A 24660-nucleotide genomic window follows, 5' to 3' on the forward strand; every position below is an offset into this window, starting at 1 on the left:
GAAATCCGGTGATAACAGCGATCGGAAGATGGTACTGTAATCGTAGTGGTCTGGTGTAATGTTTTATGGGTTGATCTTATTTAAAATAAGATTAATAATCCGTCTTGCCGTGAATTGTTCCGTATAGAGGCAGTGGGGATTCTCTCAGCCTTGTATACTCCAGGTACAGTGGGTACTGTACTGAAATATAGAGGAGTGTACAAACATGAATAGAATCAGAGGAAGTATTTTTTTTAGCGTATTTGCAGCCATGTTGGGTCTGATGCTAATTGCACCCATTATGCCGCCACTTATTCGCGAGTTGGGCATGAAAGAAAGTCATTCCGGTCTTATTATCTCGCTTGGGTCCATTATGATGGCTGTCATGGCTCCGCTATGGGGCAGATGGAGTGATATAAGAGGAAGAAAACCAATTATATTGATTGGATTCATAGGTATGTCCGTGAGCTGTGCATTATTTGCACTGGCATTGTACGGGGGATTAAATGCATGGATCGGAGGGGGGCTCCTGTTAACCCTTCTGATTGTGACGCGCAGTCTGATCGGCATGTTCATTCCGGCAGTGCTGTCTTCTGCCCAAGCCTATATGGGTGATGTGACAGAAGGGGAAGAGCGGGGAAGTGGAATGGCGATTATCAGTGCTGCGAATGGACTGGGCCTTGTATTTGGACCTGCGATTGCAGGAGCTTTTACCCTTATCGGTCTGCTCTGGCCGCTTTATTTTGGCATTTTTATAGCGATAGCTGCGTTTATCATTGCCTTGTTGTTAATCCCGTCAGCCAAACCGGTCATTCAGGCAAAACCGCCTAAAGTCAACCCGTTCCAACGCGGTTTACGAATGTACCTTGCTGCCGGCTTGGTCACGATGATGGGTATCATGACACTACAGGTTGTCGGGGGATTTTATTTTCAGGATCAACTGGCTCTATCCTCAGCGGCGACGGCCCGAATGGTTTCGTTTGGACTCATGTTCTCTGGAGCAGCGATGTTGATCATGCAGGTCATTCAGATGAAATGGTTGAAATGGCAGCCACGCCCAATGATTTTGCTCGGGTCCCTTTTCCTGATCGCAAGTATGATCCTGTTTTTGGTCTTTAATGTGTTATCCATGTATTATTTCTCGTTTTTCCTGTTTGGCATGGGTTCGGGTCTGATGATGCCGGGGTTCATGGCAGGTGCTTCGCTGGCAGTTAGCAAAGAACAGCAGGGAGGTGCAGCGGGATTGGTAGCAGCGATTCAGGGGATATCCGCCGTCATTACGCCTTTACTTACAACGACACTTTATCAGGTGGACAAACATGTTCCATTTATGTTCGTAGCTGTTCTGGTTGTCTTGCTGGCAATCATGATGCTGGGAATGAGGAAGAATGAATCCAATACTGTAACAGACCCCATTCATTCGTTATAGTCAGACAAAGTCAGAAGATCAAATAAGGTCAAAATAAAAGAAAAAAGGATCTATTTTAAAATAGTGAACCATGATGAAAGGAAATCGGTTTTTTTCGTCTTTTACAGACTTTGAGCCTTATTTGCAAGGGTATTATAATAATCAATGTAAGCAACACCAATAAACCAACCACACAAAAGGAGCTGATTTTCATGTTTGATCTGATTCCGTTTCGTAAACGAAATGAAGACCCGTTCGGACACATGTTGAAATCCTTCAATGACATGGTTGAGAACTCATTCCTCTCCCCTTTTGGAACTGGCTCCCAGCCATTCCGGACCGACATTCGTGAGGAAGAAGACAAATATTCGGTAGAAGCCGAGCTTCCGGGCATCGCCAAAGAGGACATAGACATTCAGGTCCAAGGTAATGAATTGATTATTCGTGCCAAACGCAATGATATAGTGGAGCAGAAGGATGACTCCAATCGAATCATACGGCAGGAGCGCCGTTCCGGCGAGTTTATCCGGCGATTCTATGTTGATCATATTGATGAGGAGCACATTAAGGCCAAATTGGAAGAAGGTGTGCTGAAGCTCGAGATTCCAAAACGTCCTGGTGATGATCAATCTCGCAGACGCATTCAGATTGACTAAACCAGATGCAAAATGTGTAGCTGAAGAAGTTGAGCTATCCCTTTATGGTAATAGGCATGGAAGAACATCTGTAAAGATGTTTTGTCATGTTGTCCCATGAAGGGATTTTTTACATAACCGGGTTAATGGAATTGAATATGAATTGTGCTGCATAGGAATGTAGCGGAGAAGCCGGATACGGCATCCAAGTTAACACGAATCTGATCGGCTGCATTAGTGAAACTTAGCTGTAAACAAACGTTAGATGCCTCCACAGGGGAGAACATCTCTTGCTGAATATGTTCAAAATGGAAGTGCACCTGCTGTTCCCATTCCTGATCAGCATTATGCGTTAGCACAAGAGAGAGGGATTGTATATTTTGGACTGTTTCCAGCTGCACATCCGTAATTTCGTCATAATGGAAGGGAGGGAAATAGCCCAGAGTTTCGATTACATGTTGCGCTCCGAGAATGGAAGCCAAAGGAGAAAATTCACGTTCCAACCTCCGAATATCCATTAACTGTGCCTCGTACTGAGGACTTGTATAGAGCAGGAGAGAGTCTGGTTCGCATTCCACGACTGTTCCGATAAAAGCAGCCCAGTTCGCGGTACCTTCCTCACCAACGGTAACAAGCAGTTGATCTTGAGCAAGCAAGTCGATTGCCCTATTGGTATGGAATTTCACTCGAAAACCTTGTCCCTGTATCTGCCAGGGAGTCTGGGGTGCATACCAGAATGGTTCCCGCTCTACGGATCGGACGCTGACGTTTAATGTCCATGCTCTGTTCATTAGACTTCCTCCAATTGCCACAAGCTGCGTGGCATCATCTCCACCTGTCTGTATTATGTCTCTGCTGCTGCTTGCATCAGGGCATAAATCTTACGTGTGGTATTCACATTTCTAACCGTCATATAAGCATAGACTTTGGAACCCACAAGCTTGTTCATGCCACTTTTGGACGCATCTTCTCTGCTGACTGAATATAAAATCGCTCCGGGAACATAGATTAGTGTGCCGATTTCCGGTTTGATGGGCAGTTGGTTCAGCACGGAGGGATCATTGATCTCATCCCATAGGAACATCACATCACTTTTGGCTGTGTCATCATTAACCCATTCTTCTGGCAGCGCCTGAATAACGCTATGGATTTCATCCATATTCCGCACCATTACCCTGATCTGTAAGCCAAAATCGGCGGCGATGGCCTGTTCTAACACATGGGATATCTCCCTATTTGCATCGGCACGTTCCTGATGATCGGCAAAAATAATATTGCCAGAGTTGATATAGGTAACGACATCCAGCATGCCTGCTTGTTCAAATGTTTCTTTCAGCTGCTTCATATTAATTTTATTGTTCCCGCCTACATTAATGCCTCGTAGCAAAGCCACATAGATCATATGGGCGCCCCTCCAATTCCTTCAATTCACCGTTTTAACAAAAGGACAGATATTCGAACAGATGAGTAGTATACTCTTCTCCCAACAGATCTTGCAATAAAGGTTCCACTTGCTCCAGATACTCGGGCTTGGTTTCATAGGTTTCTTCATCTTTTACTTCTCCGGCATAGGTACGCGCCGCTTCAATCAGGATGGCTAGTGCACTGAAAAAGTCTGATAGTGAATCAGCAACACGGTTTGGTTCTCCACCTGTAAAAGCGGCATATACGGGAGAGTTTGGTGCTTCCACATCTACAATTAACGGATCATCGTTAAAGTTTGCGATGACAACGTGAGTTTTTGGCCAAGTGGAGGACTCCTCATAAGGTTCATTCATGCCAATCCAGCGGAACCCCAGTTGCTGACGAAGCAGATGTTCAGGTGCGACAAAGGAAATCAGTGCGGCATCACCGATTTCGACGGCGGCATTTTTCATTTTGAGTGTACCTTCCGCATCCGCATCCATCATTTCATAATGACTGTACAGATACTGAAGTTCTGGAGAAAGAGGTATTCGTGTATCCACTTCCGGCTGGTGATGTTGTTCGCGGGGACGCAGATCATGATTTTTGAAAAGTCCATAAGCTTCATTATATAAATCCTGCTGTTCCACCAAACGGCTCAAGGCCGCATCCAGTTGTTGCATGATGTCTGAGTCCTCCTAATAACATTGATATAATAACAGGCCGATTCGTTTGATTCTTGGCTATAAGCATTATACTATATCAAAGATAAATTCAAAAAAACATTTGAATACGTTTACATTCATTAGTGGACATGATATACTTTCACTCAAATAAGGATTGTTACTGCTTCGGGCAGGCAAAACCTGAACATCACTATGCGTGGACTTTGTTCCATTCATAATGTTGTTCGGGTTTTTTTGCATTCTACGGTCCATATTAAGGATAGAAAAACAGAGGACGTACTTATTTCCAACCCAACTAACATAACGCTGTACAGAAGAAAGGGGAGCATTATGAACAAGAGAAAATGGTTAAGCGGTTTTGCCGCAGGTTGTCTCAGTATCATCCTGGGAATTAGTGGATGCGCATCCAAAGCGCCACAAACCGCGAGTGACACACCAAATCAGGCGACAGAGCAGACAGAGAATGAAACCCAGGAACCTGCAAACAACCAAGCTGCCAAAGGCAGAACGGTGATTACAACCGACGGTGAAGTGGATGATATGAACTCCGTCATTCGTTTCCTCTTATATTCGAATGAGATGGACCTTGCCGGAATTGTACTGACCAGCTCGGTGTATCATTATGCTGGAGACGAGGAAGCAGGGATCAAGCCGTTCCGCTGGACAGGCACACAGTGGGTGTACGATATGATCGATGCCTATGGCGAGATCTACCCGAACTTATCCAAACATGCGGATGGGTACCCGGAGCCGGAACAGCTTCGAGCGATGACCAAGATCGGTAATATTTCCGACAAAGGGGAGATGGAGAAGGAAACCGAAGGTTCCGAGTTCCTCGAAACTCTTTTCCTCGATGATGACTCCCGAGACCTGATTGTTCAGACATGGGGGGGCACCAATACCACGGCCAGAGCGCTAAAATCGATTGAGGAACAGTACAAGGATACGGCCGAGTGGGATACGATTCGCAAAAAAGTCAGTGACAAACTGGTCCTGTACATCATCCTCGATCAGGATGACAGCTACAACGAATACATTGCGAAGAATTGGCCGGATATCCGCATTCTCAACGACCAGTCGAACTTCTGGCATTTTGCCTATGCATGGAAGATGCATGCCGAAGAAGTGAACAGTAAGCTTCATGGCGACTGGATGGTCAAGAATATTCTGAACGGACATGGCAAGCTGATGGATATGTATGCATCGATGGGTGATGGTAAAATGATCGAAGGCGAACTAGCCGAAGAACAACGGGGAAGTGCTGAGTATCTGAAGAACAATCCACAATATGACAAGTACGATTTTATATCTGAGGGTGACTCTCCTTCCTTCTTTTATCTGATTGATAATGGGCTGCGCAGTATGGAAGACCCTTCCTACGGCGGTTGGGGTGGACGCTTTGGGGTTGTGAACGACAAGCTGTTTAGAAACAATGTGCTTGATTACGATCCCTACACCAAACGCTATGAAGCCGAATACTCTCTGATGAGATGGTTTGACGATGTGCAGGATGATTTTGCAGCACGTGCAGACTGGGCAGTTGCAGACACTTACGAAGGTGCCAACCATAATCCGTCATTAACGATTAAGGAAGGGCTGGATCTGAGTGTTAGTCCTGGGGAGGAAGTTACTCTTCACGCGGAAGGCACAGACCCGGATGGAGATCAACTGACCTATACGTGGTGGAGATATTTCGAAGCGGACACTTATGAGGATTCCAAAGTAACACCGAACAAAGTTCAGCCTGAAATGGCGGGTGACCTGCAGCTTGGATTGCATCGTGAACTTGCCAAGGATGAGCAGGTGGATACGATAAAATTACAGGGCAGTGACACCGAAGCGGTGACATTTACCGTTCCTGACGATGCCAAATCGGGTGATACCCTTCATATCGTTGCCGAAGTACAGGATGATGGAGAGCATCAGTTGAAGCGTTATCAACGTGTGATCCTAACCGTAAAATAAAGAAATAGAGGGGCTGTCTCAAAAGTCATCAACATGGCTGGTGGGACACCTCTCTTATTTGTGTAGTCTGATCGTAATTGATCCGTTAACGCTGGACGCCTGACCAGAAGACATTCCAGGTGATTGCCAAAGCTTGTTCATAGGATTGCCGTGTCTCATACACGAGCTGTACATCCAATCCATCCATCACGGTGACAAAAGCTACGGTGGCTTCTTCCGGACTCAGGCGTATATCGGAATGTCTGGTAAATACGGCTGCCAGCTCTTCCTTCAGTGTCCCGAGGTACGTTCGATACTGGGCTAGCACAAAATCATGCACCTCCAGCGGTGTGATAAAAGACAAGATATACATAAAAGCAACGTTTGGGTGAGTCAGAAAGCGATTTTTGTGTTCATGCAAAAAGGCATATAGCTGCTGATCCAAAGTTTGGGTAACAGACTCGCTGAAGAATTGGCGTACAAACTGTTGTTCCTCCTGCACAACTTCCTCATATAACTCCAGCAATAACGCTTTTTTGGATGAATAATGATAAGCCAGGGATTGCTTGCGAATGCCTGCCTCTTCGGCAATCTGCGCCATCTTGGTCCCCTCGTAACCCAGACGATTAAAATGTTGAATGGCAATTTCCTTGATTCGTTTTTTACTCAATGTCTACCTCCAGTTGGCGAGCTGTATACCTCTGCTGTTTTTGGGAGTATACCAAATATAACAAGATATATACCACAAAAATGCCTATAGAGATAGCATACACCACCGTATAGGAAAATGCAGAAGCCACAACGCCCAGGATCAACGAACCACCGCCAATTCCGAGGTCAAAGAAGTTAAAGAAGGAAGCCATCGCACTTTCGTGCTCATGTTCTTCTACAAGATTCACACACCAGGTCTGAATCGCCGGGAATATGGCACCAAAACCAAAGCCGTATAACGCACCGGCGATCAGGAATTGCACATCACTCTGGGCGATAATCAGAACCAGTAGCCCCGCGATTGCAAACACGGCAGAAGGTAACAACACGGAACCTGGTCCCCATCGATCAAACATTTTCCCCGAAAACAGTCGAACGGCGAAGCTGGCGATGGCAACGATGAAGAAAAACCAGGCTATATTCTCGAACCCTCTTTCGGCGGCAAATAAAGCCACAAAGGACATGATTGAACCCGCTGCAATGCCAACGAGCATAATGAGAAGGGAAGGGAAGAGTACCTTCTTTTCAATCAGTTTCACCGAAGGGACATGAGTTTGCATAGACTCGCTACTACCTTCTGTTTTCGGCTTTCTGGATACAAACACTGTCATTAGGAGAGCTAACAGCAAAATGCACATACCTCCCATAAACAGGCTCTGGTAGTCGTACCTAAACAACAGGCTTGTTCCAATCAATGGACCAATGGATATAGCGACCGTCTCCCCTACGCCGAAATACCCCATACCTTCTCCCCGGCGATCTCTTGGTATGTTTTCAGTGGCAATCGTTGCAAAATATGTCGTTGCCAAACCAAATCCGAATCCGTGGATCACTCGAAATACAAGAATCATCCAAATACCTGACGATAGGTAGTATGCGCCTGTCATTAATGCACAGATAGTGATGCCGATAATCAATAGATATTTTTTATCTATTCGAGCTGCTAAAACAGAAGTGAAGGGTCGAATCAAGATGGCAGAAAACATAAATACGCCGGTAACAAGCCCAATTTGGGAGGCTTCGCCACCAAGACTTGAGACAAACAAAGGCAAGGTGGGAAGCAACATTTCAAATGCCATAAACAATAATGCGTTGGCTAACATGATAAATAGGAATGATCTTCCCCAGAGTTGCTGAGGTGTAGAGCTATGTGTTGAAGTACTCATGGTTTTCCTCCGTAATATTGATCTCTGTCGCGCGACATGTTGAACTGATTTTACCTGACGATCGTCAGATTGTAAAGCGCGTATTCAGAGCAGGAGTTCATGATTTTTTAGTGGATGAGAGAAGTTATTAATTATTTTTAATTCATATTCCAACATTTTCCGGTATACTAATCAGATAAAATGATTCAAGTGAATACTACCTCGGAGAGGTGATATGCAATGACGGTTGATATACTTGTAAGAAATAATGTTAAGGTACTTGGCTCGGGTAGCCAAACGATTGTATTTGCTCATGGTTTTGGATGTGATCAGGATATGTGGCGTTACATTATTCCAGGTTTTATGGAGAACTACCGTGTGGTGTTGTTTGATTATGTTGGATCTGGCGAATCTCAAATTAACTATTATGATGCTATCAAATATAGCAACCTTCAAGGATACGCCCAGGATGTGCTGGAAGTTATGGAAGCGCTTGAGCTAAAGGACACCATATTTGTCGGGCATTCCGTCAGTAGTATGATTGGTATGCTGGCATCGATTCAGAACCCTAAATATTTCAAAAAAATTATAATGTTAGGGCCCTCCCCACGTTACGTGAATGATCTGCCGAATTATTATGGAGGTTTCGATCGGAATGATATCGATGAATTGCTTGAGATGATGCAGATGAATTTTATTGGGTGGGCGAGTTATCTGGCACCCATTGTGATGAACAATCCGGAACGGAAAGAGCTGACGGAAGAGTTGGAGAAAAGCTTCTGCTCCAGAGATCCGCATATTGCGAGACAATTTGCCGAAGTGACGTTTTTATCTGACTGTCGTATTGATCTGGAGCAGGCAACTGTGCCAACATTAATTCTTCAGTGCTCGGATGACAGCATTGCCCCATTAGAAGTAGGGGATTATCTACACGCCCATCTGAAGAATAGCAGGTTGCAACAGATGACGGCCAAGGGACATTATCCGCATCTAAGTCAACCGGAAGAAACCATCCGAATGATTAAGGATTATTTAACGAGCGCATAAAACGCGGAAGAAAGGCAGTTATTCCATGGATATACAATTAGATCTGGCTCCCTGTGGATACTTCTCTATCTCTGATTCGGGCGTCGTACAGTCGATTAATCAAACTATGCTTACGATGCTTGGATATGAACGCGATGAGCTCATAGGGCAACATATTGAATCCACCATGTCGGTGAGCAACAAGGTGTTTTTCCATACGTATTTCTATCCCTACATCCAGTTATATGGACATGTGGACGAGATGTACTTCACGTTCCGTACCCGTGATCAGCAGGCTGTTCCTGTTCTGCTTAACGGTGTTCGTCAGACCCGTAACGGGGAAAGCGTGGTAGATTGTGTCGTTGTAGTCATGCGTAAGCGAATCGAACATGAGAAGGATATTTTGCATACCAAAACGAAGCTTCAGGAGCTGTATCAAGCGACGCAAGAAGCGAATAAAGAGCTTGAACGACTGCATGAGGAATATAAAATTAAAGAGCAGGCGTTAATCAAAGTGAATGATCAGTTGGAGACAATGGCCTCCACCGACTTGTTGACAGGATTGAAGAACCGCAGGTTTTTCCAGGAAAAAATGCTTGAAAGCTTACTGATGTTCCAGGAGAAACAACGTTATTTCTCCCTTCTCGTTGTGGACATTGATCATTTCAAAAACATTAATGATACGTACGGACATCCGATCGGAGATCTGGTGCTCGGTAATCTGGCAGGGCTGCTGCAAACGGTATCGCGAAGTACGGATGTGGTTGCACGTTACGGTGGGGAGGAATTTGTTGTCATTCTTCCAGATTGTGAAGAGGAGCAGGCGATCGGTATTGCAGAACGATATCGTTCACAAGTTGCTTCAGCCGATTGGGGTGAATATAACATTACTGTGAGTATCGGTGCGGCCACTGTAGTCGAGGATGATACGGAAAAGTCCTTGTTCCAAAGAGCGGACAACGCCCTGTATGCCTCCAAAACCGGAGGACGAAACCGGGTGACACATGCAGCTCAGATGGTAAAAAGTTAAGGATTGGATTACATCAAAAGAAAGCAAAAAGGAGTCTGTGCATGATGAGGGAGATGATCCCACATGCACAGGCTCCTTTTATTTGCATGAAAAAGATTGACTAAGTTGAGATGGCAGACTCAGGGTTAATTTATCGCGGAGCAAGGTAACCATACGCCTTAGCCGGAGAGTTCGCCTGAGGACGAAAATCTTCGCTCGGTTCATCCATAAATGCCGGGTTCACATATATGGAGTGTGCATCATTGCCAGATCCCTTGATGTAGGCAGCGATGCCGGAGTAGGCTTTATTTTTCCAAACCCACAGGGCATCTTCCTGCTCACCTGGTGAGTAATAGACATTATGGTCAAACACATTGCCGGTATTGCTAGTATATTCGTTGTATATCAGTACTTCCGAGCTGCCCGATACGAGAATGTTACGCATGAACGTATTGTTCTTTGTCCGTGACTGCATGAATAACTGTCCATTGCCTGCATTCAGGGTATCATTTCCCACAAGTGTATTGTACATAATCTTGCTATCCTCGGTAGCTCCTCGTTCCTCGTCATAACCTCCCATGGCAATCCCCGTCAATCTGTTGGAATAAATCAGGTTATCACGCACGGTAATGTTGCTGGTTGAACGTCCGGCATGCTCTGAGGCAATCTCAATTCCGATATCGCTCTGATATACCCGGTTCTGGTCGATGATATGATCTTTCCCGCCATCTACATAGATGCCGCCCGCCGAGTTGGTATCATTGGGCAGGTCTGTACCGTAGGAGGGGTTGTTATTGGACGTAATATCGTATACTTCGTTTCCTCGTACAATGCCGTTCCGAGCCTGATCGTACGTGTCGTCCTCGGACGTACCCTCGTACCCGATCAGATCAATACCAATATTATCGGAATCATGGATGATATTGTCCTGGATAGCAAAGGTATCAACATTACCGTTGACTGCGAGTGACTCGCTTGAACCAAGTGTAAGATCATACAATTCATTATCCTTGATGATGATATCGCGTAAAGCTTGAGGGTGCTCTGTGCCATATATGGCAATACCGTGGGCATCCCTGCCCCGCAAATCGGGACCTTCAGGAGTTGCGTAACTAGCGATCGCGTGTATGGTGTTGCCTAACAGCTGAATATGCTCACCTGCTCCTTGGACATAAATCCCGGTTGGAACTTGGCCCCCAAGTGTGGTTGTAAAATTACGAATTTCGAGATTTTGAATCGTGATATAACTGGCATTTTCAATTTCAATTAACCCTTCAATGCCCCGGACAGATAAACCTTTACCATCAATGATAACCTGCTCCTGAGGATAACTTGAAAATAGGGTTGGATTAGCGGAAGAATTACCGCTCCGGGTGATTTTGACTTTCTGATGGTAGACACCTTCACGCAAATAGATCGTGCTTCCTGGCGAAGCGTGGTCGGCTGCGTGCTGCAACGTTTTCCAAGGAGATTGAATGGTTCCTTTATTCGAGTCGTTTCCTTGGGGTGATATGTAATGGATGACCTGGGGATCAGACTTTTGAACAGAAACGGGTTCCTTCATGGCAGATGTATGATTCTGACAACCGGATACCAGCAACATCAGAATCGGAATCATAAGTATAACTACGCGAATCAAATCGTTTCCCCCTTGAATTTAGCTTTGAAGATAGATTATAGCAGATTTGAACGGGTTAATAACCCATGATATGCTCTTATAAAATCAGCGAGGAGACTGCTCATGAATACATTAACGATAGCTGAATTAGTAGATCGGGAGAATCACGCATGGGAAGAACTCAAGGAACTCCTGAATAGCGGGCAAAATACATATGTGTATGTTCCAGCAAAACAAGAGGCTGGAGAGGATACCCTCTATCGTCTGCAAATAAGCACCAAATCCTATTTGGGGGCTGTTGCTTATGAGACAGAAGGTATTGTACTGGACCATGGCTGGATCACGTTGCTTGGTGCGGGTGGTGACAGTACATCTGGGAGTCTCACCAGTTGGAATGGTGTGAGTGAGCAACCTTGGGTAGATGTGCTGGAAGGTATGATGGTCGTTGCATATGATGCGGCAGGCGGTTTCTTCGGACTGGATACAGGCAAGTATGGCCGCACGGGACACATATATTATTTTGCACCGGATACACTCGAATGGGAATCGACAGAACTGGCATATTCAGGTTTCATCAACTGGCTGGCGAATGGTGATCTGGAGCAGTTCTATCGGACCTTTCGCTGGAAAGGCTGGCAAGAGGATATGTCTCAGCTCCAGACAGGACAAGTATTTGCGTATTACCCACCACTTTGGACGCAGGAAGGTGAGGGCGAGAGCAGCAGTAAAGCCCCAATTAGCATAATGGAGGCCTGGAAGTTCGCACTGGACGGTAAATAGTTGGCCTGCTGCTGTAGGATGAAATCAGGAAAGTAACCGGTAAGTTCAAGTTCATTGAGTGATCTACTTTAAAAAAAACGGCATTCTGTTCCAAACTAAAAAAGGCTCGCGCTTGGTGCGGGCCTCTTTGTTCTGAACTTTAAACTCAATTATCAATTGTCCAATGTAACAGGTTTAATGCCTGAGCGTGAAGCTCTGCTATGCCAGACGGTCAACCCGAGTGAAACAACGCAGACGAGCAACAGACAAGCATACACCACATGATAAGCTTGCTCGACCGAGACTCCCGGAATACTGTGTAGCAGCAGCCCACACACGGCTACAGACACCGAACCACCGAAGAATTGAATCAGTTGTAACATGCCCATACCGGAACCTATCTGGGCTTTGGGCAGCACTCGTGACGCTTCATTATTCAGGGAAGCCATGGAGGCTGACAGTGCCGGTGAGAAAAAGAGATAACCACTGGTAATGATCAAGGCGGATTGATCCAGTCCGAGCATGAATAAGGCAAGTACCGCTGCGAGCAGGATGTGTCCAATGATCATAAATCGCATATTGCCATAACGGTCGATCCAGCGTCCAACGAAACGGGTGCAGAATGCTGCAACGATTGCCCCAGGAGCAATCAGCAAACCAATGGCGAGCGAAGAGCGCCCATATAGATCAGCAAGCACAAGCGGCATCAAAAACAGATTGCCCAGATTCACCACCAGCACGCAGAATCCGATAAGGATTAACCGGGTGTATCCTGGCGTTCGGAATACTTGTGGATTCACAAACGGAAGACTCGCTTTTCGAATATACAGGAGGTGTGCAACAAGTGAAATAACGCCCACGGCAAACCATAACCAGGATTGCTGGGTGATCGCGACGAGAAGTGTAGTGGCATTAATGACGGTTAGTATGGCACCAATAACATCGAACGGCTGATCTGTTTTGACTGTTTCCCGTGGAAGGAAATAGAGCAATACAGGCAGGGCGAGCAAGACAAGCACCGTTATGGCAAAAAGTCCGTTCCAGCCCCAGTATTCGCTAATGAGTCCGCCGACAATGGGGCCAAGTCCAAAAGCCATGGCGCTACCTGATGAGATCAGCGCGATGGCAGCTCCGCGTCGTTCCACCGGGATGTAACGACTTGCAATGACGAGACCCAGCCCGGCCATAACTCCTGCACCCGCAGATTGCAGAATACGTGTCAGTAACAGGATTGCAAAGTTATGCGCGAACAACCCTAGCAATGAAGATAACCCCAGGATCAGAAGCCCGACCGTTAACAGTTTGCGTACCGGGATACGGTCTGACAATCGGCTGTAGATCACCGTCGACAGGGCGTAACCAATCGAATAACTTGAGATGACCCAAGACCCCAGGTCCGAGGTAATCTGTAGATCTTGAATAATGACTGGCAAAGAAACATTGAACATGGTGGTATTCATCACAACGATGAACAAGCAGCATGTCCAGAGTGGCATGACAATTTTATCTTTCACGGTACCATTCCTGTCTTGGGTATGAATATGAATTCGGATTGAGCTCTGATGAAAATGTGATGAAAAGCAATATATCATTTTACACCCAAATTTATCATATGGCAATAATGTCATATTAATTCATTCGGATGTGATGAGCATAGAAAGATATTAATAATAAACAATAGACGGATTTCCTGAATTTAACTAAAATGATCATTGAAGCATACATAAGCAGATGGATCAGCGGTTAGGTAACTAGATATGTAAGTAATTAGCATGTTGAATTGAAAATGAAGGAGATTATACCCATGACTCATGCATTATTAATGTCCCATAGCGTATTTCCGACGCTTGATATGAATCGAACCGCTCAGTTTTATGAAGAAAAGTTGGGCTTTCGGGTCGTCGAATATCTTGATGCCGCAGAACCTCATGTCTGCCTGTATCGTGATCTGACCGAGATTATTTTAACCCAAAGCAATGGACAGAAAGTTATACCCAACAGAGAGTTATATGGTTATGGATATGATGCATATTTTATTACCCAGAACCAGGAAGAGCTTCAACAGGAATTGATCAACGCAGATGTGAAAATCGTACGTGCCCTCAATCATACAGACTATAATAACAAGGAGTTTGTGATCGAGGATATCGATGGACGCTGGATCGCTTTTGGCATCAAACAAGGGTAATTAGATACAGAAACAGGCGCTCCGATAACGGGCGCCTGTTTGTGCATGTTATAACTGCAGATCTTACGCCGCATTAACTTGTTTGCCGCGATTACGAATCCACTTGATGACATCCATCAGAATGACGGCGACAAGAGCAAGTCCGCCTGCAATCAGGAACTCATTCCAGCCGAATGTATCCGGGATGGCGAAGACGCCGCGAACACCTGGAATCAGTGTGATTGCATAGAGACACAGACATACCAGAATGGAGCCAAGCACGAATTTATTGGTCATGAAGCCCACTTGGAAGATGGTTTGTGTGTTGGAACGTGCTGCAAATGTTTGCAGACTGCGTGCGAGAATCAAGGTTGTGAAGGCCATAGCCACACTGATTTCCTCCGAGATGCCAAGTCCTATATATTGGGACACAATAACAGCCGCACCAATAAGGACACCACGTGTAATCACAGCCTGCACGGTTCCACCTGCGAAGATACCCTCGTTAATATCACGGGGTTTACGCCGCATGACATCTGGCTCGGGTTTCTCTGTACCCAAAGCAATGGCAGGCAGGGAGTCGTTCACCAGATTGATGAACAGCAGCTGAAGGGCCGTAAATGGATTAACCCAGCCGACGATCAAGGCAAACAAAATGGCGATAATCGCGCCGAGGTTACCGGCGAACAGGTATGCGATGGCTTTTTTGATGTTATCAAATACCATCCGTCCAACACTGACCGCATTCACGATGGAGACAAAGTTATCATCCGTCAGAATCATGGCAGCCGCATCCTTGGCGACATCTGTTCCGCTACCCATCGCTACGCCGATGTCAGCTTGTTTCAGCGCTGGTGCGTCATTGACCCCATCTCCGGTCATCGCTGCAACCTTGCCTTTACGTTGCCAAGCACGCACAATCCGGATTTTATTCTCAGGTGATACTCTGGCGTATACTGAGATGTGTTCAAGTTGTTGATCCAGCTCTTCATCGGACATTTTGTCCAGTTCAGCGCCGGTAATGGCGAGATCATCCGGTTCGGCAAGGCCGATATCCACACCGATGGCCTGAGCCGTCGTTTTGTGATCTCCAGTGATCATGATGGTGCGAATGCCCGCTTTTTTGGACTCTTCAATAGAGCCGTATACCGCTTCACGCGGTGGGTCAATCATCGCTGTCAGACCAACAAGTGTCAGATCATGCTCGTCATCAATGGTGACCTGGTTTTTATCATCAAATTTTTTGTACGCATAGGCCAGCACACGGAAGGCACGTTTGGAGAAGGCCTCATTTTTTTCTTCAAATTGTGTGCGAATCTCGGGTGTGAGGGGCTGAACCTCACCGTTGATAAACACATGACTACAGCGGCTGAACAGCACATCCGGTCCACCTTTGGTCAGCAAAGCCGTCTGTCCCTCGAAGGTATGCACCGTACTCATGAGCTTTCGATCCGAGTCAAAAGGAAGCTCAGCTTCACGCGGGAACTGGTCACGGATTTCATTGTAATCCTTGTTCACCCGGTTGCTGAAGGCAATGAGGGCCACTTCGGTTGGGTCACCCAGTTCCTTGCCTTCCTGATTAATATTCGAATCATTGCAGAGCACTGCAATATGTAACAAACGTCGTTCCTCTTCTGACCACTGATCGGGATCATCCGGGAATTCGTCCTTGGTGCCATGGGGAATGTAATAATCCACGACAGTCATCTTATTCTGAGTTAGCGTTCCTGTTTTATCCGTACAGATGATACTGGCAGAGCCGAGCGCCTCAACGGCAGGCAGTCTGCGAATGATCGCATGTTGTTTGGCCATCTTATTTGTTCCGAGTGACAATACGATAGTCACAATGGAGGATAACGCCTCAGGAATGGCAGCAACTGCAACAGCTACAGCAAACATCAGTGCATTCACGATGGATGGTCCGATATTCTCCGTACCTTCGGTCAACCATACACGACCCGCTTCAATGCCAAAGATGAGAATCGACAAGCCCAGGATGAAAAAGCCCAGTTTTTTGCTGAATGATTCCAACTTGCGCTGTAATGGGGTGTTCTTGGCTTCGGCATTTTCAATCAGTTCGGCAATTTTGCCGATTTCGGTTTTGAGAGCCGTACCTGTAATGACAAGCATGCCCCGTCCATATACAACCAGTGAGCCACTGAAGGCCATATTGCGACGATCTCCAATAGGCGCTTCATCCGGAATGGCATCGGCGTGTTTCTCCGCAGCTTCGGATTCTCCGGTCAACATACCTTCGTTGATTTTCAAACTTCCTGATTCCAGGATACGTCCATCTGCCGGGACATAATCACCTGCATCCAGCATAACAATATCACCGGGAACAAGTTCCCTTGCTGGAATGGTCTTTTTCTGCCCGTCACGAATGACCTTGGCTTCAGGTGCAGACATTTGTTTCAGCGCGTCAAGCGAACTCTCGGCTTTTTTGGTCTGTACTACACTGATCACCGCGTTGAGCAAAATAACCAGGAATATGATCAATGATTCAATCAGGTGTCCAAGTACAACCTGTACCGCGGCTGCAATCAGCAGCACGATGACCATCGGATCTTTGAAATTTTCGAGGAACAATTTCCAGACTGGTGTTGCATCTTTACCTTTTAACTCGTTATATCCTTCCGTTTCAATTCTCTTGGCAGCTTCGGAGGTCGTGAGTCCCTTGGAGGAACTCTGTACATCCTGAAGGGTTTCCTCCGCACTGTGTCTGTAATGTTGCAATTGACCAGCTCCTTGAATATTAGATTTCTCTGTGTATTACCCTTACGGGCAAAATCTAGAATCGTTTCATTTTCGTATTTTTTTAAGATTATGGATTTATACGTTTTTAGCTGTACACAGTATTTTTCATAATGATCCGAGATATGCCTTTTTTTGAATGTTATTATTTCCAATTTGGATGATAGTCTGGAGAACCATATATAGATGTTGGATCAGAAACTGTGTGCACCATCACACTAGCTCATATCAGGGTCTGTTACGCTATTACATAACGAACTGCGTTTAATCTAAGTTTGGAGGGGAAACCATATGTTTTGTTATCAGTGCGAACAGACGCCGAGTGGCGGGTGTACCGTGGTAGGGGTATGCGGCAAAAACGAAACAATCGCAAGTTTGCAGGATACGATGATTTTTGCGTTAAAAGGCATCGCTGCTTATGCGACACATGCACGCCAGTTGGGATATCATGATCCTGAGGTGGATCGGATTACACATGAGGCATTATATATGACATTAACGAACTCGAATTTTAATGTACAGGAACACCTGGAGATGGCGATGAAAGTCGGTAATGCAGCAATCCGTATCATGGATGTGTTGGATCGTGCGCACACGGACCGCTTTGGTGTACCGCAACCGATTACGGTTAGCCAGAACCAGATTGAAGGACAGTGCATCGTAGTGACGGGACATAATCTCTATGCATTGGAGGAGCTGCTTCGTCAAACTGAAGGGAAAGAAATCAACATCTATACACACTCGGAAATGTTGCCTGCGCACGGGTATCCGGCACTGAAGAAATACGCTCATCTCAAGGGTAATATCGGCAAAGCATGGTACGATCAAAGAAGACTGTTCGAACAATTCCCGGGTGCTATTCTCGCAACGACGAACTGTGTTATGCCGATCAAAGGTACATATGCAGACCGCTTTTTCTCATACGAAGTGGCGGGTCTGGAGGGTGTTGCCAAAATTACAGAGGATGACTTCTCACCTCTAATTGAACGCGCATTGTCACTGCCTGCGGCTAATGTACAGTCCGAGCAAGTTTTAACGACAGGATACCATCATGAGACGGTGATTGGACTTGCGCCCGAGATTATTCAAGCGGTGAAAGACGGTCATATTCGTCGATTCTTCGTTATTGCAGGTTGTGACGCGCCAGGCAAAGGTGGCAACTACTATCGTGAACTAGCTACATCGTTGCCAAATGACACCGTTATTCTGACGACATCCTGTGGTAAGTTCCGCTTCAACGATGTGGATTATGGTACGGTTGGAGATACGGGCATACCGCGTTATATCGACCTGGGTCAATGCAATAATTCTGGTTCTACTGTGAAAATTGCCATGGCTTTGGCGGATGCTTTTGGCTGTACCGTGAACGAGTTGCCTGTCAGCATTGTGCTGTCCTGGTTTGAGCAAAAAGCAGTTGCGATCCTGCTTGGCCTGTTCAGCCTTGGCATTCAGGACATTCGCATTGGACCAAAACCGCCTGAGTTCATATCGGAAGGTGTCTTGGATGTACTCGTGGATATGTTTGGTCTGAAGTTAATTACAACAGCAGAAGAAGATATGAACGCGATGTTGGCACTGTCATAGGATGAAGGGTGTATATTTACGTGCATTGCCATCTGATGACTGTGAATGTCGGTTGTGAGTATGAAGAGTATGACTCATAAGTAAAGATGGATAAGAGCCTACATAAGAGTAGGCTTTTTTGCTACGTAAAGAATGTCATAGGTCCATATACCTTGTATAAATGAACATGCAATGTAAGGGAAAATAGTTTTTTTATCCTATTGAAGTTTTTTCATGGAAATGTGTATATAGATAGAGGCATATTAGATCATAACACATCACAAAACACGGGTTTACCGTAATATGAGGAGATCGTACATAATGCATGACACACAGATTGAAGATTGGTTGAAACTCGCAGGTGGCAAGGAGAACATTAAGCTCGTAGAACATGATAAGGACACAACGACATTGGTACTGAAGGACAGTACACAGTTGAACATGTCGGCTCTTATCTCCGCAGATGTTGTAGCAAATATTCGGGTAACAGGTGAGCATTGTCATCTGGTAATAAGAGATGAATCTTCACTCATCTACAATACGTTACTGGGTATGGACGCTTGGGATTCGACAGGGACAGCGTTGCAGGAAGCGGGACACGCGAAGAAAAACAGATTCTCGATCTTACATTTTGTATCCGATGTGTTCAGGCCCTTGATGCCTGCAATTCTCGGAGCCGCTGTTATTAAAATTATAGTCGCCATTATTGCGTTAATGGATACGTACAGTTCTGCGGACTCTTCTGCGTTGATGGACAGCCAGACCTTTACGATCTTCAGGATCATTGGGGACGGTGTATTTTATGTACTGCCTATATTGGTAGCAATCAGCACAGCTTATCGGTTGAAGAGCAATATCTATGTTGCAGCATCTATTGGCGGACTCATGTTTTATCCGGAGATGACCATGCTGATGTCAGGGGAAAAAGAGGTGCATTTCCTGGGTTTGCCACTTGTGTCTCAGCCTGCTTTTTACTCTACGCCCATCTGGGTCATTCTAACGATCTGTGCAGCCGCCTTCTTGGAAAGAGTCGTTGAACGATGGAGTCCAAAATTCTCCAAAGGGATGGTTGCTCCATTCCTGACGTTACTGATTCTTGTTCCGCTAGTATTGATGATACTTGGTCCAGTCGGAACCTGGATTGATGAGTATCTGCCGGAGGCATTGGATTCACTAGTAGCTAATGCTCCAGTGTTGTCGGTGATGTTACTGGGAGCTGTCTTCTCACTGATGTTAATTATAGGATTACACTACTGGCTGATTGCCATCATCATTAATGAAATGGTTATGAATGGTGGTTCTATGGTGATTGCTGCCATGTTAGTGGCGATTGTTGGACAAGCGGGGGCTGCGCTTGCAAACGGAATCCGCTCGAAAGAGCCAACATCCAGAAGACTTGCTTTCTGGGCTACTGGAACAGCCCTCCTTGGAGTTGTAGAGCCTGCATTGTATGCGGTCAACATGAGAAAAAGATCCTCTTTCTACGCGGCATTGCTGGGTGGAGTTGCGGGTGGACTGTATTTCGGTTTGTTATCTGTCAAGGCATTTGCTATGGTGGGGAATCCGAACTTAATCAGCCTCCCGCTCTTCATCGAAGAGGGTGGCTTGAATCTGTTACACACTTGCATTGGTGTGGTTATTGCGTTTGGTGTCTCAGGTGGACTAACGTATTGGATGGCAGGAAAAGGACAGAAACGGGGACAGGGGTCACCGAAACCCAGCATTGAGTAATACGTAAAACGTACTAATTGAAAAAGTAGTATTAAAGTTGTAAGAAAGAGCCTGTACCTGATGGTACGGGCCTTTTGTTGTGTTTTTCTGATTAAAGTAATGAGATGTATAATAGCTGTCCACCATTTTATTCAAGCCATACCTTGTTGGTTATGGAGTTGTCATGTATTTTGATATAGTGAAACCTATAAATCTGGATTATTAATCCCTTTGAAAGGATAACCTATGTCTGACAACATGGAATGGATTGCTCAATGGAAGTCAACGAATGCACTAAGCAACACATGGATAACGAAAGGCGAGCTGCATTACTTTCCCAGTCACACCTTGATATTTATCATTGATGGAAAAGCGATCTGGAATATAAATGGACACCGAGTTCACGTCTCCTATGGAGAATTAATTGCGCTTGAAGAGAACTCCGTAATGGAGGTCATTGAAGGTGGCAACCTGGATCTGGCAGGCTGGTATGTTCAGTTCGATACATATTCGGTGCTGCATGATAGACGGGAAGCTCAGAAGTTCGAATGGCGGTTACCGTCAGGAGAGGCGTATCAGAAAGTGCAACTGTCCGGTGGAGGTTTGGCAAGTATCATTCAGCATTGGAGTGAAGTGCATTCACCGGATCAGAGTGCAGAAAGGGTTGGCAATCAGCATTTGTTATATGAGTTGTTAAGTAATCTATATCGGAAACAGCCGGATGACGAGTTGAAACCAGAACACGGTATACTTCGCTCCATTGACTACATGCAGCAGCATTATGATCAGGTCATTACACGTACACAGTTAGCTCAGATTGCCGGAATCAGTCCATGGCATTACTCCCGCAAATTTAGTGAGCGATATGGTAAGCCACCTCTGGATTATCTGGCCCACTACCGGATCTATCGCGCGCAGGAAGAACTGATATTAACCGCTGCAACCTCACAGGATATTGCCAAAAAGTCTGGATTTGAAGATGCTCATTATTTTAGCCGGCGCTTCAAACAATTGACTGGCGTATCACCTAAGATATATAGGCAGACGATGACGCAGCGCAAAATCGTATCACTTTCTCCAATCTGTGCAGAAATTATGATTCATCTGGGTGTCATCCCCCATGCCGTAGTGGTCACCCCGATCCTGTTGTCCCCACATCACCATGAACAATTTAAAGCGTATGGAGTAGAGATGCTGGAGGTAACACAGTATGAGGTGGAGATAGAACTTGTTCGACAAGTTCAACCGGAGATGTTGATAGGAAACGTATTGACGGAAGAGGTCAAAAGGGAGTTGCGCACAATTGCACCGATTCTAACCGGACTTCATCAAGATGTAGAACCAATGCTCAATCAAATGGCAGCCTGGTTTTATAAAGAAGATGAGGCTTATAGACTGCATCAGCAGATGAAACACGAAGTCAGCGTAGCTAAGCGACAGTTGCAACCCATCATCCAATCCGCATCCACAGTCATGTTGCTGAGGGTAGAAGCGTTTGGTTATCGATATCTGGGTGGGCATTCACACGGGGTATCCCACTTGTTATATGAACAGCTTGGATTAACACTGCCGCAAGCACTGGATTCAGGTACAGCATGGTTTAACCCTTGTTCGCTTGACCTGCTCACACAAGCCAATCCCGATTATCTGTTTGTGGAGAAGCGGATTATGCAGCACTTCAGCGCTGAAGAGAATATGAGGAAACTATGGGAGAGCCCGCAATGGAATGACTTGAAGGCTGTGAAAAATAATCGGGTATTTTACGTAGATACTCATCTGTGGGTAGACGGTCACGGAATTACGGGACACACTCTGATTCTAAATCAGATCATTCGCCATCTTACGGAACCTTTTCATGAGAGAGCACAATAATCCAACTGAATACGCACGATATGCTATGGAAGCAATACTTCTTATTTGATACTATTTGATAATAATTATCATTATCAATATACATAAGGGGCGAAGTATATCATGTCACGAAGATTTAAAGGATTGGGCATTATGCTGTTGGTGATCAGTGTAATGCTGGCGGCATGTTCCGGTGGAACCAAGGAAGAGAATGCTACAGCTGGAACAGCAGGGGCTTCAACTGAAGGAGCAGCGAGTACTGCAGAACAAAAAGCGACTGAAAGTGGGACTAAGGTGGTGCAGGATCAGTTTGGAGAAGTAACGATTCCGACCCATCCTCAAAATCTGGTTGTGTTTGATTCGATCTATGCCGAGTATCTGATTGAAATGGGTGTTACACCCCAAATCGTTTTGTTAACTCCAGAAGTGGAAGCGGAATACCGCCCTGATTATTTGAAAGAACATGGAGTCCAGATCATTGAAGTCGAGCAATATCAATATAATTATGAGCAATTGCTTGCGCTGTCACCGGATATGATACTTACAGCTGGCGAAGGTATGGAACAGGGCGTATATGATGAATTGTCCAAAATCGCTCCTACGGTGGCACTGGATGCCAACAGTGAAATGAAACGTGCTATGCCAAAGCTGGCTGCCATATTCGACAAGACCGAAGAATCTGCCAAAGTACTGGCTGAATTCGACGAGAAAGCCTCACAAGCGAAAGAGAAAATTGCGACAGCCCTGGGAGACAAGACCGTATTGGTTCTCCGGGTTGAGCACAATCGTTACCGTTTCATGGGTCCCAAAGGAGGAAGTAGCAGTGTTTTCTTCTATGATATCCTGGGTCTGAATAGTCCTGATGCTATTAAAGATTCTACAGATTGGTTTAGCCAGTTCTCTCTGGAATTCTTGCCTGAGATGAATCCGGATTATATTTTCCTGGAAGACAGAACCCTCGTAGGTTATGACACGAAGAAATCTATGGAAGATCTGAAAGCAAGCCAAGTGTGGTCGAATCTGGAGGCTGTGAAGAATGATCATGTCTTCCCGTTGAAGACAAGCCAATTCGTATCGGGTGTGGGTCCGATTGGCTCTGTAAAATTGATGGACTATGTTGTTGAAAAGTTGGTGCCATAGATGACGATGGAGACACAATTGGATATCTACGATATTACCATCGTTGGTGGGGGACCTGCTGGAATGTACGCCTCCTTTTATAGTGGCATGAGAGCCATGCGTACCAAGATCATCGAAGCCAAACAGGAACTGGGTGGATTCATGCGTACGTACCCGGAGAAGCTGATCTGGGATGTGGGCGGGATTGATCCGATTCGCTGTGAGAAGCTGATTGAATCGCTGGAGAGACAGGCGAGAACGTTCGATCCAACGATTGTGTTTGGGCAGGAAATTGCTGAGCTTGAACGACGTGAGGACGGTGTATTTGTACTCATGTCCAAAACAGGGGAGCGTCATTACACACGTACCATCCTGTTATGTGCGGGCAGAGGCATGACTCAGGTGCAAAAGCTGGATGTCGAGGGTGCCAATCGGTATGAGCTGACAAATCTGCACTATACGATAACCGACCTGTCCCGATTTGCCGGGAAGCGTGTTCTGATCTCGGGTGGCGGCGATTCCGCAGTCGACTGGGCGAATGAAATGGGCAAGATAGCAAGTGAAGTCACGGTAGCACACAGACGGCATGAATTTACCGGACACGAGTCGCCAGTTGCTCAGATGAAAGCTCAAGCGAACGTCATGACGCCATTTAGCATCTCACGCTTATACGGTACAGGTGACAAAATAGATCGTGTCGAGCTAGCCCATGTAGAAACCGGTGAGATCACACATGTTGAAGTGGATGAAGTTGTAGTAAGCCATGGGTATGATCGTGATTTTGGTAACCTTGTGCAATGGGGACTGGCGCGGGAAGATTACGGCGTATCCGTTGATCAGCGCATGCGTACCAACATTCCAGGCATATTCGGAGCAGGTGATTTCATTACTTATGGAAGCAAAGTCAGGCTGATCGCAGGTGCTTTTAACGATGCGGTGCTCGCAGTCAACAGTGCCAAGACGTATCTGGAACCTGCTGCTTCCGATATGGCGGGTGTATCCTCTCACAATGCCCGGTTTTATGAAAAAAACAAAGCGCTCTCCAATACGTAGATAGGTTTGCACGGAGGGAAGGCAATCTGAAGAGCCCGACACAATTTCGAGATCTCCTCGAAATTGTTCGGGCTTTTTTCAATAGATTGATGAAGTAAGGAAATGAAATACAAGTTGAA

At 45.8% G+C, this 24660-nt stretch carries 20 protein-coding genes; 12 read left to right on the forward strand and 8 right to left on the reverse strand.

All coding sequences use genetic code 11. The features are described 5' to 3' along the window. The first annotated feature begins 205 nt into the window (after positions 1-205). The gene (locus tag PAEAM_RS23965) at positions 206-1408 is read left to right on the forward strand and encodes an MFS transporter (protein ID WP_100529228.1); all 1203 of its coding nucleotides are present in this window, start codon (positions 206-208) and stop codon (positions 1406-1408) included. A gap of 191 nt (positions 1409-1599) precedes the next feature. Further along, a complete protein-coding gene (locus PAEAM_RS23970) occupies positions 1600-2043 on the forward strand; it encodes an Hsp20/alpha crystallin family protein (RefSeq protein ID WP_036617413.1) in 444 nt (147 codons plus the stop codon). A 122-nt stretch (positions 2044-2165) separates the two neighbouring features. Here PAEAM_RS23970 and PAEAM_RS23975 read toward each other — a convergent pair whose 3' ends face one another. Genes PAEAM_RS23975 through PAEAM_RS23985 form a run of 3 tightly spaced genes read right to left on the reverse strand, consistent with a single transcriptional unit; the run spans position 2166 to position 4109 of the window. Further along, the gene (locus PAEAM_RS23975) at positions 2166-2813 is read right to left on the reverse strand and encodes an Imm50 family immunity protein (protein ID WP_036617416.1); all 648 of its coding nucleotides are present in this window, start codon (positions 2811-2813) and stop codon (positions 2166-2168) included. Positions 2814-2866: 53 nt separating this feature from the next. Further along, complete coding sequence (locus PAEAM_RS23980) at positions 2867-3424, reverse strand: DUF1697 domain-containing protein (protein WP_100529229.1); 558 nt, start codon at positions 3422-3424, stop codon at positions 2867-2869. 34 nt (positions 3425-3458) lie between these two features. Next, complete coding sequence (locus PAEAM_RS23985; RefSeq protein WP_100529230.1) at positions 3459-4109, reverse strand: hypothetical protein; 651 nt, start codon at positions 4107-4109, stop codon at positions 3459-3461. Between the two features lie 333 nt (positions 4110-4442). Between PAEAM_RS23985 and PAEAM_RS23990 the strand changes: the two genes are divergently transcribed. Continuing rightward, positions 4443-6077 carry a DUF1593 domain-containing protein gene (locus PAEAM_RS23990; RefSeq protein WP_100529231.1) on the forward strand — a complete coding sequence of 545 codons (1635 nt, stop codon included), beginning with the start codon at positions 4443-4445 and terminating at the stop codon, positions 6075-6077. 85 nt (positions 6078-6162) lie between these two features. On the opposite strand, the gene PAEAM_RS23995 is transcribed toward PAEAM_RS23990, so the two are convergent. Both PAEAM_RS23995 and PAEAM_RS24000 read right to left on the reverse strand, forming a co-directional pair. Further along, positions 6163-6726 carry a TetR/AcrR family transcriptional regulator gene (locus PAEAM_RS23995; protein ID WP_036668643.1) on the reverse strand — a complete coding sequence of 188 codons (564 nt, stop codon included), beginning with the start codon at positions 6724-6726 and terminating at the stop codon, positions 6163-6165. Beyond that, positions 6719-7933, reverse strand: a complete 1215-nt coding sequence (locus tag PAEAM_RS24000; protein WP_036668642.1) for an MFS transporter — start codon at positions 7931-7933, stop codon at positions 6719-6721. Before PAEAM_RS24000 ends, PAEAM_RS23995 begins: the two co-directional genes overlap by 8 nt. Positions 7934-8152: 219 nt before the next feature. Here PAEAM_RS24000 and PAEAM_RS24005 point away from each other — a divergent pair, with 219 nt between their 5' ends. Together PAEAM_RS24005 and PAEAM_RS24010 are read left to right on the forward strand one after the other, a co-directional pair. Further along, a complete protein-coding gene (locus PAEAM_RS24005) occupies positions 8153-8959 on the forward strand; it encodes an alpha/beta fold hydrolase (RefSeq protein WP_100529232.1) in 807 nt (268 codons plus the stop codon). Between the two features lie 25 nt (positions 8960-8984). Continuing rightward, complete coding sequence (locus PAEAM_RS24010) at positions 8985-9968, forward strand: sensor domain-containing diguanylate cyclase (protein ID WP_100529233.1); 984 nt, start codon at positions 8985-8987, stop codon at positions 9966-9968. A 130-nt stretch (positions 9969-10098) separates the two neighbouring features. Here the strand turns inward: PAEAM_RS24010 and PAEAM_RS24015 are convergent, their stop codons facing one another. Further along, entirely contained in the window at positions 10099-11586 is a 1488-nt protein-coding gene (locus PAEAM_RS24015; protein WP_100529234.1) for a right-handed parallel beta-helix repeat-containing protein, read from the reverse strand. Positions 11587-11688: 102 nt separating this feature from the next. On the opposite strand from PAEAM_RS24015, the gene PAEAM_RS24020 reads away from it, so the two are divergent. After that, complete coding sequence (locus PAEAM_RS24020) at positions 11689-12345, forward strand: DUF2625 family protein (RefSeq protein ID WP_100529235.1); 657 nt, start codon at positions 11689-11691, stop codon at positions 12343-12345. A 152-nt stretch (positions 12346-12497) separates the two neighbouring features. Here PAEAM_RS24020 and PAEAM_RS24025 read toward each other — a convergent pair whose 3' ends face one another. Continuing rightward, positions 12498-13838, reverse strand: a complete 1341-nt coding sequence (locus tag PAEAM_RS24025; protein ID WP_100529236.1) for an MFS transporter — start codon at positions 13836-13838, stop codon at positions 12498-12500. Between the two features lie 290 nt (positions 13839-14128). Between PAEAM_RS24025 and PAEAM_RS24030 the strand changes: the two genes are divergently transcribed. Then, the gene (locus PAEAM_RS24030) at positions 14129-14512 is read left to right on the forward strand and encodes a VOC family protein (RefSeq protein ID WP_207765598.1); all 384 of its coding nucleotides are present in this window, start codon (positions 14129-14131) and stop codon (positions 14510-14512) included. 63 nt (positions 14513-14575) lie between these two features. Here PAEAM_RS24030 and PAEAM_RS24035 read toward each other — a convergent pair whose 3' ends face one another. After that, positions 14576-17227, reverse strand: coding sequence for a cation-translocating P-type ATPase (locus tag PAEAM_RS24035; RefSeq protein WP_100529238.1), 2652 nt, complete (start codon positions 17225-17227; stop codon positions 14576-14578). Positions 17228-17536: 309 nt separating this feature from the next. Here PAEAM_RS24035 and hcp point away from each other — a divergent pair, with 309 nt between their 5' ends. The 5 genes from hcp (at position 17537) to PAEAM_RS24060 (ending at position 24541) form a co-directional block, all read left to right on the forward strand. Beyond that, positions 17537-18829, forward strand: a complete 1293-nt coding sequence (gene hcp / locus PAEAM_RS24040; RefSeq protein WP_100529239.1) for a hydroxylamine reductase — start codon at positions 17537-17539, stop codon at positions 18827-18829. Between the two features lie 300 nt (positions 18830-19129). Continuing rightward, entirely contained in the window at positions 19130-20539 is a 1410-nt protein-coding gene (locus PAEAM_RS24045; RefSeq protein ID WP_165790040.1) for a PTS transporter subunit EIIC, read from the forward strand. 327 nt (positions 20540-20866) lie between these two features. Beyond that, the gene (locus PAEAM_RS24050; protein ID WP_243391455.1) at positions 20867-22390 is read left to right on the forward strand and encodes a helix-turn-helix domain-containing protein; all 1524 of its coding nucleotides are present in this window, start codon (positions 20867-20869) and stop codon (positions 22388-22390) included. A gap of 102 nt (positions 22391-22492) precedes the next feature. Further along, positions 22493-23509, forward strand: coding sequence for an ABC transporter substrate-binding protein (locus PAEAM_RS24055; protein ID WP_100529242.1), 1017 nt, complete (start codon positions 22493-22495; stop codon positions 23507-23509). Positions 23510-23515: 6 nt separating this feature from the next. Then, complete coding sequence (locus PAEAM_RS24060; protein WP_100529267.1) at positions 23516-24541, forward strand: NAD(P)/FAD-dependent oxidoreductase; 1026 nt, start codon at positions 23516-23518, stop codon at positions 24539-24541. Positions 24542-24660: the final 119 nt, after the last annotated feature.

The organism is Paenibacillus sp. GM1FR, assembly GCF_002803315.1.
GTDB lineage: Bacteria > Bacillota > Bacilli > Paenibacillales > Paenibacillaceae > Paenibacillus > Paenibacillus amylolyticus.